This is a genomic window from Lonepinella sp. MS14434, from assembly GCF_042468235.1.
Taxonomy (GTDB): domain Bacteria; phylum Pseudomonadota; class Gammaproteobacteria; order Enterobacterales; family Pasteurellaceae; genus Lonepinella.
Map to the genome: position 1 here is coordinate 891,273 of NZ_CP170386.1, position 14,006 is coordinate 905,278.

Below are 14,006 nucleotides of genomic sequence, written 5' to 3' on the forward strand. Positions count from 1 at the left end.
GTATTTTGATTGAAAAATCATCAAAAATCCACCGCACTTTATGCTAATTAGCTAAAAACTAAATCGCCCAACCACAAGCATAAAATGCTACTAAAGCAATCGCAATTAACACTGTGCCAATATTGAGTTTTTTGAACTCGCCAGATACTACTCGACCGATCACTAATGCAGCAAAACCAAGCATAATCCCAGTCACGATATTGGCGGTTAACACAATAAATACCGCACAAATTAAACCGCTCATTGCACCGACAAAATCAGTAAAATCTAATTTACTCACATTGCTTAACATTAACAAGCCTACATACATTAAGGCTGGAGCGGTAGCGTAACTTGGTACTAAAAAAGCCAAAGGTTGGAAAAATAACATTAACAGGAATAATATGCCGACCACAATGGCGGTGATCCCCGTTTTTCCTCCAGCTGCTGTTCCCGCCGCCGATTCAATATATACTGCCGCAGGTGCTGTACCGAAAATACCCGAGAATAAACTACTCACAGAATCCGATGTTAACGCTTTACCGCCATTAATAATTTGTCCGTCTTTATCTAACAAATTACCTTGCCCAGCTACCGCACGAATAGTTCCTGTGGCATCAAATACCGCGGTCATCACCAAGGCAAAAACCACGGGCAAAATCGCAGGTTGCAATGCACCCATAATATCTAATTGTAAGAATAAAGACTGTTCGCCAAAGCTCGGCATTTTAAACACTTCACCTGAGAATTTCACATTCGGATCGAAAATTAAGCCGATAATAGTAATCGCAATAATCACCCAAAGAATTGCACCTTTTACTTTCATTTTCTCTAAGCCAACAATCAACGCCAAGCCGATTAATGACATCAATACAGGGAAAGAGGTAAATTCACCTAATTTAACTAAGGTTCCGTTTGGATTTGATACCACAATACCTACGCCACTAGTCGCAATTAAGAGTAAAAATAAACCGATACCAATCCCTGCACCATGAGCAATACTGGACGGAAGATTACGCAAAATCCAAGAACGAATGCCAGTGGCAGAAATTAAAGTAAACACTGCCCCCATTAGGAACACCGCTCCCAAAGCGACAGGAATACTCACCTGCTGCCCGATAACTAAACTAAATGCCGTAAATGCGGTTAATGAAATAGCACAACCAATCGCCATTGGAGCATTTGCCCATAAGCCAATTAAGATTGAACCTAAACCAGAAACTAAGCAGGTGGCAATAAATACGCTTTCTGCTGGAAAACCAGCCTGACTAAGCATATTTGGCACCACAATAACTGAATAAACCATCGCCAAAAAGGTGGTAAGTCCTGCGATAATTTCTTGACGAATATTTGAACCACGAGCAGAAAGCTCGAACTGTTGTTCTAAAGACATAAAACTTCCTAAATGAGTTAAGTTGGAAAAAAGCGTATTCTACCTGAAAGCACAAAATAGTAAACGTTTGCGTAAAATATTTTTATCTGCAAATTAAGTTGGTTATCTCCAGTAAAATCGTAGCTTCTATGAGTGTGTTAAATATTTTCCAAAATTAAACCGCACTTTTTTATTATTTTCTATAAATAATGCGTAAAAATAGCAAAATGGTATAAAAATTTCTTACAAAAATAAAAATTCTCGTTAGAATGACGGTACTTTTTTATCATTTATTTTTACTTAACTTAAGGAAAGCTATATGAGAAGTAAAACCTTTGGTAGTGCATTAATTGTTGCAGGCACAACAATCGGTGCGGGTATGGTGTCAATGCCATTAACATCAGCTGGAATGGGTTTTGGCTATACCGTGGCATTGTTAGTGATGCTTTGGATATTATTATGTTATAGTGCATTACTATTTGTGGAAGTTTATCAAAAAGCAGAACGCCAAGATGCGGGAATCGCTACCCTAGCCGAACAATATTTTGGTATGACTGGTCGAGTGTTAGCTACTTTGGCGTTAGTCATTTTTATGTACGCTATTCTCACCGTTTATGTATTAATGAGTAGCGATTTAATCTCCACCGTGTTGCCTGCTTTAACCGAATATGGTACAGCGATTTCAGTTATCTTTACGGTATTTTTTGCGATTTTTATTATTGCAGGCACAGGACATGTTGATATTGCCACTCGCCTACTATTTATTGCCAAATTAGCTGCATTTGTCGTGTTATTATTCCTCATGCTCCCTAAAGTGACGATGGATAATCTGATGGCAATCCCATTAGATAAAGCATTATTAATTTCGGCTAGTCCATTTTTCTTTACATCTTTTGGTTTCCATGTGGTCATTCCAAGTATCAACCGATATTTAGAAGGTAATGTTGCCCGTTTAAGAACCTCTATTATTGTGGGAACAGGGTTGCCTTTAGCACTCTATATTATGTGGCAAATGTCAACTCATGGCGTATTGACACAATCTGAATTTGTACAAATTCTTAATCAAGAACCTACATTAGGCGGATTAATCAAAGCGGTAACGCATATCACGGGCAGCCATTTTATCGGTTGGTCAGTACGTTTATTCTCATTATTTGCCTTGATCACATCTTTCTTAGGCGTTGCACTCGCCTTATTTGATTGCTTAGATGACTTACTAAAACGAGTAAAGATTAAATCTAACCGTCTATCTTTAGGCTTATTAACCTTTGTGCCTGTGTTATTCTTCGCTTTGTTCTATAATGATTTCTTATCCGTATTAGCTTTTGCTGGACAAATGTTTACATTCTACGGTTTAGTATTACCTGTGGGTATGGTGTGGCGTGCAAGAAAACGTTATCCAGATATGCCTTATCGAGTCATCGGTGGCAACATTTCTTTACTCATTGCTTTATTACTTGGTGTGTTAATTATTAATGTTCCATTCTTAATTCAGGCAGGTTATTTACCGAATGTCATCGGTTAGAATGAAATCTAGGTGTATGACAATACACCTTTGAATAGTACAAGTGCGGTGAAAAATAATGATTTTTTCACCGCACTTTTGTCCACGATACCTGATCTTATTGAGCGACTTGTTTTGCCAAAGCAAAATTACCTAAAGTAGCCGAACCATTTTCCGCTACCGCAGGGATAACAATATATTCATTCAAATCAGGTACTGGCACATAGCCATTTAACAGTTCAGCAAATTGCTTACGAACGCGTTGCAACATGTGATGTTGAGCCATGACACCACCGCCAAATACAATCACTTGTGGACGATATAATAGGGTCGCTTGTAAGGCAGCTTGTGCAATATAATAGGCTTGAATATCCCAAATATCAGAATCTTGAGCAATTAATTCGCCACGAATACCAGAACGAGCTTCTAACGATGGACCAGCAGACAAACCCTCTAAACAATTTTTATGGAAAGGACAGGTACCGTAAAAACCTTTAGCTTGATCTTGTGGATGTAACGCCACTAAAACGTGACCTGCTTCGGTATGACCAATCCCCCCAACAAATTCACCATGTTGAATAGCACCCGCACCAATGCCCGTGCCAATCGTATAATAAACTAAACTCGTCACATTTTTACGGACAAGGATTTCACCAAAAGCAGATGAATTAACATCTGTGGTAAAATAAAAAGGTACGTTAACCGATTTCTTAATGGTTCCTACTAAATCTACATTTGCCCAGTTTGGCTTTGGTGTGGTGGTAATATAACCGTAGGTTGGTGAATTTTTATCAATATCAATCGGACCAAATGAACCAATCCCAATACCTTGTAAACGATCTGCATAACGTTGGAAAAAAGCGACTGTTTGAGCGAGAGTTTCATCTGGTGTTGTAGTTGGAAATTGTACTTTTTCCACTACGTTAAACTGCTCATCCCCCACTGCACAAATAAATTTTGTGCCGCCAGCTTCAAGGCTGCCATATAATTTTGTCATAATTAATTCTCTTTATTCTACTGTTACAAATAACGTAGGGGCGAACCCATTTGTTCGCCCACAAATTATACTTGATTAATCAATGGGCAGACATATCGATCCAACCCTACAAATTAATGTTATTTTACTACTTTCAAGAAATTATCACCATGGGCAACATTTCCTTGAGCAATACCTTTGACTGCACTAAATTGATCTGTATTGGTAATAATCAACACTGTAGTGTGATCGAATCCAGCTGCCGCAATTTTAGCTAAATCAAAGTTGGCTAAAGGTGTACCCGCTTTTACTTTATCACCTACTTTTACCAATGGCTCAAAACCGTCACCTTTCATTTTCACCGTATCAATACCGATATGGATTAAAATTTCTGTGCCATTTGTTGTTTTTAAACCATAAGCATGACCCGTACCATGAACAATTTCAACCACCGCATCGGCTGGAGCATAAGCCACGCCTTCGGTTGGTTTCACCGCTAGACCATCGCCCATTACGCCAGATGAAAAAACAGGATCATTCACATTTTCTAAAGCAACAATTTCACCTGTCATTGGAGCAAGTAAGATTTCCTCTACAGGTTTACTTGCCACCGCTGCAGGGGTTTCAACTGCGGTGTTTTTTTCTTCTGTTTTTGGTTTAACCTTTTTCTCTGTTGGCTTTTCATCTTCATAGCCAAACATATAGGTCAACGCAAAGGCTACGGCTGTGGTTGACAACACCATAATGACATAAGACAGAATTTGCCCATTAAGATAAAGTAATGAACCTGGAATAATGGTAATACCAAAGCCCGTACCTGCAAGCCCTAAAATGGAAGCTAAACAACCACCAAATGCCCCTGCAATTAAACCCATAATAAATGGTTTACCATAGCGTAAATTAACCCCGAAGATCGCAGGTTCAGTAATTCCTAACCCTGCAGAAAGGGCGGCTGGATAAGCCAAGGCTTTTAATTTCAAGGATTTGGTTTTGAAACCTACAGCTAAGGTTGCCCCTGCTTGAGCTGTCATCGCCGCTGTGATAATCGCATTAAATGGATCTTGTCCGTCTGCAGCAATAAGTTGAGATTCAAGCAAGTTGAAAATATGATGTACACCAGTAACAACGATGACTTGATGCACCCCACCAATAATCAATCCTGAAATACCATAAGGCAAGGCTAATAAGAATTTGGTGCCTGCTAATACATAGTTTTCCACAGTATGGAAAATCGGACCAATCACCAATAAGGCTAAAATAGACATCACTAAAAACGTGGTAAATGGCACCACTAATAATGCTAATACATCAGGCACTCTTTTGCTAAACCATTGCTCAAATTTCGCCCCAATTAAACCCACGAAAAACGCAGGCAACACGGAGTTTTGATAGCCCACCACAGGAATAAAATCAAAGAAGTAAATCGGTTCAGCACCACCAGAAGCAACAGCCCACGCATTTGGTAAAGCAGGACTTACCATCATTAACCCTAAAACTAACCCAATCACAGGATTGCCACCGAATACACGGAAAGCCGACCAACAAATTAATGCAGGGAAGAAAATAAAGGCAGTGTCTGTTAATACTTGGGTATAAATATAGAAATGTGAAGCAGAAAAAGCAGCGGAGGTTGTGCCGAAAAGGCTCAAGATCGCATCATTGTTAATGGCTCCACGCACCCCCATAAATAAACCTGTTGCAACGATTGCTGGTAACAATGGCACGAAAACATCACCAAAAGTACGAATCGCACGTTTAAACCAATGCCCTTGTGGTTGAGCTGGTGCGGCAGTTTGTGTCGTTTGGTTTGAACCACCATTTAATGCCATTACTTCCGCATAAATTTTGTTTACTGTCCCTGTCCCCAAAATAATTTGATATTGTCCTGAATTAAAGAATGCTCCTTTGACTTTATCCAAGTCTTCGATAGTATCTTTATCAATTTTTGACTCATCTTTTACCATAATACGTAAACGAGTCGCACAATGTGCAAAACTTTGCACGTTGTCAAAGCCTCCAATGGCTTCGACAATTTTCTTTGCAATTTCTGTATCATTCATCATTGCAAAATCTCCATAAGATAAGGGTTAATAAACTTCGCTCACTTTATCATTTTTTGCTGACAAATTAAACGAATATTTATTCGGTTTATCCTGTCAAATATTGCTTTTTCAAAAGCTAAATATTCGGTACTATACAAGGAAATATCATCATTGGAGAGAATTATGGCATTTACTACAGAACAACGTTATCGTGCTTATGCTGACTGGTCAGCGGAGTATATCGAAAAAATTAAAAAAAACACCGCACTTTCACCGTGGCGAACACATTTCCATATTGAAACTCCACACGGCTTACTCAACGATCCGAACGGTTTTTCCTATTTTAATGGTAAATTCACCTTGTTTTACCAATATTTTCCTTTCGGTGCCGCTCATGGCTTAAAATCTTGGGTACACACGGAAAGCACTGATCTTGTGCATTTCAAAGAAACTGGCACCGTCATGTATCCCGATACCCCTTTAGATAGTCATGGTGCTTACTCAGGTTCCGCCATGCAATTCGGTGATAAATTATTTCTCTTTTACACGGGCAATGTACGTGATGAAAATTGGGTGCGTCACCCTTATCAAATTGGGGCGTTAATGGATCAGAAAGGCAACATTGAAAAGCTCAATAAAATACTCATTGAGCAACCTGATGATGTTACCGATCATTTCCGTGACCCTCAAATTTTTGATTATCATGGACAATATTATGCCATTGTGGGCGGTCAAAATTTAGCGAAAAAAGGTATTATTAAGCTCTACAAAGCACGTAATAATGACTACCAGCAATGGGATTACGTCAATGATCTTGATTTTGCCAATGATAACACTGCCTATATGATGGAATGCCCGAATATTGTTTTTGTCGCTGACAAGCCAGTCTTAATCTATTGTCCGCAAGGCTTAGATAAGTCCGTGTTGGATTATCAAAATATTTATCCAAATATATTCAAAATCGGTGATAATCTTGATGTAGAACAAGCAAAACTCATCAATCCTACCCCATTACAACAATTAGATTACGGCTTTGAATGTTACGCGACACAAGCCTTTAATGCCCCTGATGGTCGAGCGTTATGTATCAGTTGGCTAGCCTTGCCAGATATGGAATATCCAACGGATAAATATGATTATCAAGGCTGCCTTTCTTTAGTTAAACAGCTTTCTATTAAGAATGGCAAATTATGTCAAAATCCTGTGGCAGGCATGGTGAATTTGAGAACCACCCAAGCTACTTTTGCTGAACGACAACACACCAATAATATTTACGAATTAGAACTCAATTTCGCACAAAATACTTGTCATGAAATAGTATTAATGGCGGATAAAAATGGTAACGGATTAACTATTATCGTTGATACCACTAAAGGTGAAATCATTGTAGATCGCTCAAACTGCGGTGAAAAATTTGCAGAAAAATTTGGTACCGTTCGCTCTTGTCAAATTGAAAAACAAGCAACTACGGCTCGTATTTTTATAGATAAATCAGTGTTTGAAATCTTTATCAATGGCGGTGAAAAGGTCTTTTCTGGACGTGTTTTTCCGAATGCAGAGCAAACAGGAATTACCATTAAACAAGGCAATCCAACGGGCTATTTATATCAACTATAATGTAGATCTAAGTAAGTATAGGGTGCATTTTACTTGCACCCTTATATCTTGATTAAAATTTATCTTTATCTTGTCTAAACTTAATAAATTGTGGTAAATCTTCTGCCTGCAAAAATGGATTAATTTCCTTTTCTAACAATAAAGTCGTTGGCATACTCGGCAACCCTTGTTTTCTCAAGGATTCAACCAAAACTTTATGCTTTTGCACCGCACTTTTATCTTCTAATACGGTTTCTGCAAACGCTAAATTCGCTAAGGTATATTCGTGTCCAGCACAAATCAACGTATCATCAGGCAAGGCTTTTAAGCGTTGAATAGATTCAAACATCTGCTGATAATCCCCCGTAAACACTCGACCACAACCCGCTGAAAATAAACAATCACCACAAAATAAATGACCGTCAACCAAAAAACTCACATGATTTGTCGTATGCCCTCCCGTTGGAATGACTTCAATGTGATAATCATTTAATTCAATTTTCCCCCTATCCACTACTTGCGTTAAGCCCAAATACGCACATTCAGTTGGACCAATAATCGGCACATCAGGAAAATAGCGTTTAAATTCTGTCACACCAGCAACATGGTCATTATGGTTATGGGTTAAGAAAAGTGCGGTAATTTTATAGGGATTTTGTTCAAAAAATGATAAGATAGGCTTAATTTCAGGAATATCGATCACAATTATCGATAAATTATCTCGTGAATAAAGCCAAATATAGTTATCATTACGGGCAGGAATTGCTTTTAACATTGTTTCTCTCTCTAAGGTTGAATATGGCACAAATACGTTGGCAAGCGAAATCAGCGAAAGCGTTTAAATTACCGTCTAGTTGGCAACAATTACCAAAAGGCGAACAATATTGCGAAACGCTTGGGGATTATTTTGCCAAATTTTCGCCCTTAATAACAGGAAAACAATTAGTTCGCCTAGGTGGATTAAGTGCCGAGCTAGAATGTAAAATGTCACTTCCCTATCATTTTGTGCTAAGTCCCGAAATAAATAGTCATTTAACCGCATTATCTAACCGAAACAGCTATTCTCTAATTCAGGGGGATTTGATTGAATTGCCTTTTGAAAGCCAATCCGTAGATGTTTGTATATCCGCCAACACTCTCAATTTTATACAAGATCCGCATCAACTGTTACGGGAAATTCAACGAATTTTAACCGATGATGGTTATTTGTTTTTGTCAATTTTCAACCCTTTTAGCGGATTACTGTTCAAACAAAAAATAAATCAACCTCAAAATCCAGCGTTACCGTTCCGCCATTTTTTGCCTTGTCGTATTATTGACTGGTTACATTTACTCAATTTTGAAATTATTCAACAACAAACTTTAGGTAATCTGTTTGCGATTGTGGCAAAAAAACAAACCTATCCATTGAGTTTGCAACCACAAAAACAGCGATTTGATCCAAGTAAGATTTTTCAGGGTGAGCCAGTGGGAGCGTTTCGAGAAGTGGAAAAACATGAGATATAAGGTGCGAAAGAACGCACCTTTTAATCTTAAAGACGAGAAATCTGTTCAAAAATAGCAGGTGATTTATCTACCATTTTTAATAATAATACCGCTTGTGGGTTAGGTTTAGACTTTCCTTGTTCCCAGCCTTGATATGTCCGTACACTGGTACGTAATTTTTTGGCAAAAACCGCTTGAGAGAGATTGAGTTTTTCTCGAATAGTTTTTACTTCTGTTGCCGAAATATCTACGGGCTTATCATCTGGTAGTTCTAATGTGGTTGTTTTTAGGGTGATTTTGCCTTGCAAGTGTTGTTCTATTTGCAATAACCCTGTCATTAAATCTTCATATAAACTGGTATCTTTACTTGCCATAAATAATCCTTACTTATAATAACGCTTTAATTCGTTCAGCAACAAATTTTAAGTTTTGTTTTTGTTCATTGGTAATATCAGTTTGTTTATTTTTCCCATAAGCGGTCACAAAATAAATCCGATTTTTAACAACATAGTAATAATAAATAACTCTTGCCCCGCCACGCTTTCCTTTATGGCGTAAGCTATCAGCAATACGCACTTTTCTTAATCCGCCTAATCCTGGAATTAATTCACCTTTTTCAGGATTATCCATTAATTCATTTTGAAATAATCTAAATTCTTCATCACTCAAAAACTCTTTACGATATTCTTCAAAAGGCATTAACTCAATAAATGTTAGTTTCATACAATCCCTATATAAATTACATACTATAAATCATACTCTTTTTGCGTATAGTTAGCAATGATAAAATCAACGCCCAAACACCAACACATTCGCAAATCCTTGCTCTTTCAAATACAACGCCTGCAATTTGCTCATTACTCCTCGTTCGCAATACAGTACATAATTTTTACTTTGGTCAAGATTACCAAATTGTGAACTAAGTTTATAAAATGGCATTAATTGTATGGTTTTGCCGTCTAATACCAGCGGTTTTTCATCGATTTCTTCTGGACTACGAATATCTAAAATCACGTCATTTTCGCCTAACACAGAAACGGTATCCACTTGCACCACATCTTTTTCGGTTTGCTCGGCAATTTGACGAATATCTAAATATTGTGCATTTTGCACCGCACTTTCTAATACGTTGAAATCAAAATTTTGTTCTTCGGCTTCAATTTTTGCCCGAATCGCTTTTACCGTTGGATTTTTAGAAATTACCCCACAAAATTCAGGCATGGATTTTGCAATATCGTCCGTGCCGATCTGTTTTGCTATGGCAATAATTTGCTCTTTATCGTGGGTAATCAATGGTCGTAACACCAACGCACTGGCGGCTTCATCAATCAAACGTAAATTAGTCAGCGTTTGGCTCGATACCTGCCCTAAGGCTTCCCCCGTAACAATCGCTTCAATAGCAAACCGTTCAGCAACTCGGCTGGCAGCTCGCACCATCATGCGTTTTAACACCACGCCCATTTGCCCGTTATCCACTTTTTCCAAAATCTCGCCCACAACTTGCTCAAAATTAATCGCAACAAAGCGTACCTTATGAGAACTGCTATAATGCTGCCAAATATGATACGCCATTTGTTTCACGCCAATTTCGTGTGCTGCACCGCCAAGGTTGAAAAAGCAATAATGCACACGACTACCACGGCGAATCAGCATATAGCTAGACACACCCGAATCAAAACCGCCCGAAATCAAGGAAAGCACATCTTCTTGCGTACCTATCGGATAACCGCCAATGCCAGCAAAGCGTTGTTTAATAAAGATTAATTTGTCATTTTCTACTTCAATTCGCACGGTAACATCAGGATTTTTCAATTTCACTTTGGCAGTTTCAATATGCTGATTTAACCCACCACCCACATAACGCTCAATTTCTAGCGAACTAAAAGAATGTTGCCCACGGCGTTTGGCTCGTACGCAAAAAGTTTTGCCATTTAGGCTGTCGCCCACTTGTTGCAAAGTTTGCTCAAAAATATTGTGTAAATCGGTAAACGGTTTTTCTTCCACTTCTAAAAAATGATGGATCCCTGGAATTCGCCCAATTAGCTCAATTAACTGCGGTCGAAATTCTTCATTTTTTGACCGCACTTCAATAAAATCCCAATGACGAACCACCGCCAATGTATCATCGTGCTTGCTTAACACTTGGCGAATATTGCTAGTTAAAATCTTAATAAACCGCTTACGCACGCTGTCGCTTTTAATCATGATTTCAGGGAAAAGTTTGATGATAAATTTCATTGGATTGCTCTTTAAACTAAAAAATTTCGGGCATTATACAGGAAATTTTTATATTCGGGAAAAATCAAGTAGAATACTGCTACGCAAAGCCGTTCATTCAAAGGGGACATCGTGGAAAAACAAGCACTACGAGAGCTGATTCAATTCGGTGAGAAAATCAATGTGGAATTTAAAGCATCGCAAAATGCGTTGACAAAAGATATTTTTGATACGATTTGTGCTTTCAATAATCGCATTGGTGGGCATATTTTTCTTGGGGTGAACGATCAAAAAGTGATTGTAGGGGTAAATCAGGACAAGCAAGATAAAATCATTAAAGAACTCACTACGGCGATCAACAATCCACAAAAAATTTACCCACCTTTATATTTAACCCCTGTGCCGATAGAAATAGAGGGTAAAACCATTATTTATCTGCGAGTACCTGAAGGAACGCAAGTCTGTCGGCATAATGGGCGAATTTGGGATCGCTCATTTGAAGGCGATATTAATATTACCGATCAAGCGGAACAGGTTTACAAACTCTACACTCGCAAGCAAGGCAGTTATTTTGTCAATAAAGTTTATCCAAATTTACCCCTTGATTTGCTTGATCAAGCGGTGATTGAAAAAGCTCGAAAAATGGCATTAGGACGAAATCAACATCACGCTTGGGGCGAAATGAACAATGAAGAAATGCTACGTAGTGCGAATTTGATTTTGATCGATCCTGAAACCAATAAAGAAGGAATTACGCTGGCGGCGATTTTGCTGTTTGGTAAGGAAAATGCGATTATGTCCGTCTTACCACAACATAAAACAGATGCTATTTTTCGGGTAGAAAATAAGGATCGTTATGATGATCGCGATGTCATTACAACAAATTTAATTGATAGCTATCAACGGCTTATTCAATTTGGGCAAAAACATTTAAATGATCTGTTTGTGTTAGACGGTATTTTTAATGTGAGTGCCAGAGATCGCATTTTGCGAGAAATTGTGTCAAACACGCTTGCTCACCGTGACTATTCAGGTGGTTTTCCTGCCAAAATGATTATTGAAGAAGATAAAATTACTATTGAAAACAGCAATCTCCCGCACGGTATTGGTACATTAGATTTACAGCGTTTTGAACCTTTTCCAAAAAATCCGACTATTTCAAAAGTATTTCGAGAAATTGGCTTGGCAGATGAATTAGGCTCTGGAATGCGGAATACCTATAAATACACCCAACTTTATTCGCAATCTAAACCCACTTTTACTGAGGGGGAAATATTTAAAATTGAAATTCCGTTGCAACCCATAGCGACCCATAAAGTCGGAAAAAATGCTGAATTGCAAGATGTCGCTCAAGATGTCGCTCAAGATGTCGCTCGAGATGTCGCTCAAGATGTCGCTCAAGATGTCGCTCAAGATGTCCTTCAAGAAAATAACAAAGATAAAATTATCCTATTTATTAAAGAAAAAATAAAACTAGATCCTAGAATAACAAGGCAATCAATAGCAAATGAGCTGGGAATGAGTAAAAAAACCATTGAACGTTATATTAGCGAAATTAGTGAATTAAATTATGTTGGACGTGGTAAACACGGTCATTGGGAATTAAAAGAATAACCCACTTAATTATTTTCTTGTAAAATAATTAAACTTTAGCAAATAACAGGAATAAAAAATGGCACGTAAACCAAAAGAAGCAGAAAATGAATTAGATTTTGAAAACACGCTTGCTCAATTAGAACAGGTGGTTAATCAATTAGAAAGTGGCGATTTGCCTTTAGAAGAGGCGTTAAAAACCTTTGAAAGCGGCGTAAATCTGGCGAAACAGGGACAGCAACGGTTACAACAAGCTGAACAACGAATTCAGATTTTATTACAAAAAAATGCCACCGCAGAACTCAGTGATTATGAACAAGGACAGCAAGATGACGGTTTATAATTTTAAGCAAGATTTAGCAGATATTCAGCAACGTATTAACGATTTTATGCTAGCACAATTTGATGAAATTGATTGCTCGCCCTCACCTTTAGCCGATGCGATGAAATACGGTTTATTGCTTGGCGGCAAGAGGATTCGTCCATTTTTGGTGTATGCCACTGGGCGAATGCTCGGGGCAGAGATGACAGCGTTAAATTATGCGGCGGCGGCATTGGAATGTATTCATGCTTATTCTTTGATTCACGATGATTTACCCGCCATGGATAATGATGATTTAAGACGCGGGCAGCCAACTTGCCATATTGCCTTTGATCATGCCACCGCCATTTTGGCAGGTGATGCCTTACAAGCCTTTGCCTTTGAAATTCTAACCAAAAACACCGCACTTTCCGTTGAGCAAAAATTAGCGTTAGTGCAGGTATTAAGCCGTGCATCTGGGGTGCAAGGAATGTGTTTAGGGCAAAGTTTAGATTTGCTGTCAGAGCATAAACAGGTGTCGTTAGCAGAATTAGAAACTATTCATCGCAATAAAACAGGGGCATTACTCTGTTGTGCAGTTACTATGGGTTTTATCTGTTCGCCTGAATTTGGTAATCAAAAATTGGCTCAACAGCTTGAAAACTATTCCAAAGCGATCGGACTGGCATTTCAAGTGCAAGATGATATTTTGGATATTGTGGGCGAACAAACAGAAATCGGTAAACCAGTGGGATCGGATTTGGATTTAGGTAAAAGCACTTATCCCAAACTGCTCGGACTTGATGGTGCAAAACAAAAAGCACACGAGTTATATCAAACTGCGACGCAAAATCTGGCAGAAATGCCATTTGATACCACCGCTCTGTTATCTTTAGCGGAATTTGTAGTTAGCCGAAAAAGCTAGTAGAATACACCCAATT

General features: G+C 38.3%; 13 protein-coding genes. 6 read left to right on the top strand and 7 right to left on the bottom strand.

Annotated elements, in window-relative coordinates; translation table 11 throughout:
• Window positions 1–58: 58 nt before the first annotated feature.
• Complete coding sequence (locus tag O1Q79_RS04385) at window positions 59–1,372, bottom strand: NCS2 family permease (RefSeq protein ID WP_386686404.1); 1,314 nt, start codon at window positions 1,370–1,372, stop codon at window positions 59–61.
• A 298-nt stretch (window positions 1,373–1,670) separates the two neighbouring features.
• On the opposite strand from O1Q79_RS04385, the gene O1Q79_RS04390 reads away from it, so the two are divergent.
• Window positions 1,671–2,876 (top strand): aromatic amino acid transport family protein, encoded by a 1,206-nt coding sequence (locus tag O1Q79_RS04390; protein ID WP_386693150.1) that lies wholly within the window; start codon window positions 1,671–1,673, stop codon window positions 2,874–2,876.
• A 97-nt stretch (window positions 2,877–2,973) separates the two neighbouring features.
• On the opposite strand, the gene scrK is transcribed toward O1Q79_RS04390, so the two are convergent.
• Both scrK and O1Q79_RS04400 read right to left on the bottom strand, forming a co-directional pair.
• Entirely contained in the window at window positions 2,974–3,852 is an 879-nt protein-coding gene (gene scrK, locus O1Q79_RS04395) for a fructokinase ScrK (RefSeq protein ID WP_386693151.1), read from the bottom strand.
• A 119-nt stretch (window positions 3,853–3,971) separates the two neighbouring features.
• Entirely contained in the window at window positions 3,972–5,894 is a 1,923-nt protein-coding gene (locus O1Q79_RS04400) for a glucose PTS transporter subunit IIA (protein ID WP_386693152.1), read from the bottom strand.
• A gap of 162 nt (window positions 5,895–6,056) precedes the next feature.
• Between O1Q79_RS04400 and O1Q79_RS04405 the strand changes: the two genes are divergently transcribed.
• The gene (locus tag O1Q79_RS04405) at window positions 6,057–7,490 is read left to right on the top strand and encodes a sucrose-6-phosphate hydrolase (protein ID WP_386693153.1); all 1,434 of its coding nucleotides are present in this window, start codon (window positions 6,057–6,059) and stop codon (window positions 7,488–7,490) included.
• A gap of 52 nt (window positions 7,491–7,542) precedes the next feature.
• Here O1Q79_RS04405 and gloB read toward each other — a convergent pair whose 3' ends face one another.
• Window positions 7,543–8,244: a hydroxyacylglutathione hydrolase gene (gloB, locus tag O1Q79_RS04410; protein ID WP_386693154.1), complete on the bottom strand. Its 702-nt coding sequence runs from the start codon at window positions 8,242–8,244 to the stop codon at window positions 7,543–7,545.
• Window positions 8,245–8,267: 23 nt separating this feature from the next.
• Between gloB and O1Q79_RS04415 the strand changes: the two genes are divergently transcribed.
• A complete protein-coding gene (locus O1Q79_RS04415; RefSeq protein ID WP_386693155.1) occupies window positions 8,268–8,975 on the top strand; it encodes a class I SAM-dependent methyltransferase in 708 nt (235 codons plus the stop codon).
• A 26-nt stretch (window positions 8,976–9,001) separates the two neighbouring features.
• Here O1Q79_RS04415 and O1Q79_RS04420 read toward each other — a convergent pair whose 3' ends face one another.
• The 3 genes from O1Q79_RS04420 to thiI form a co-directional block, all read right to left on the bottom strand.
• Window positions 9,002–9,328 (bottom strand): helix-turn-helix domain-containing protein, encoded by a 327-nt coding sequence (locus tag O1Q79_RS04420; protein WP_386693156.1) that lies wholly within the window; start codon window positions 9,326–9,328, stop codon window positions 9,002–9,004.
• Window positions 9,329–9,341: 13 nt separating this feature from the next.
• A complete protein-coding gene (locus O1Q79_RS04425; protein ID WP_386693158.1) occupies window positions 9,342–9,677 on the bottom strand; it encodes a type II toxin-antitoxin system RelE/ParE family toxin in 336 nt (111 codons plus the stop codon).
• A 66-nt stretch (window positions 9,678–9,743) separates the two neighbouring features.
• Window positions 9,744–11,192, bottom strand: coding sequence for a tRNA uracil 4-sulfurtransferase ThiI (gene thiI, locus O1Q79_RS04430; RefSeq protein ID WP_386693159.1), 1,449 nt, complete (start codon window positions 11,190–11,192; stop codon window positions 9,744–9,746).
• A gap of 111 nt (window positions 11,193–11,303) precedes the next feature.
• Between thiI and O1Q79_RS04435 the strand changes: the two genes are divergently transcribed.
• Genes O1Q79_RS04435 through ispA form a run of 3 tightly spaced genes read left to right on the top strand, consistent with a single transcriptional unit; the run spans window position 11,304 to window position 13,990 of the window.
• Entirely contained in the window at window positions 11,304–12,785 is a 1,482-nt protein-coding gene (locus O1Q79_RS04435) for an RNA-binding domain-containing protein (protein WP_386693160.1), read from the top strand.
• A 58-nt stretch (window positions 12,786–12,843) separates the two neighbouring features.
• Complete coding sequence (gene xseB / locus O1Q79_RS04440) at window positions 12,844–13,107, top strand: exodeoxyribonuclease VII small subunit (protein WP_386693161.1); 264 nt, start codon at window positions 12,844–12,846, stop codon at window positions 13,105–13,107.
• Window positions 13,094–13,990, top strand: a complete 897-nt coding sequence (gene ispA, locus O1Q79_RS04445; RefSeq protein WP_386693162.1) for a (2E,6E)-farnesyl diphosphate synthase — start codon at window positions 13,094–13,096, stop codon at window positions 13,988–13,990. Before xseB ends, ispA begins: the two co-directional genes overlap by 14 nt.
• Window positions 13,991–14,006: the final 16 nt, after the last annotated feature.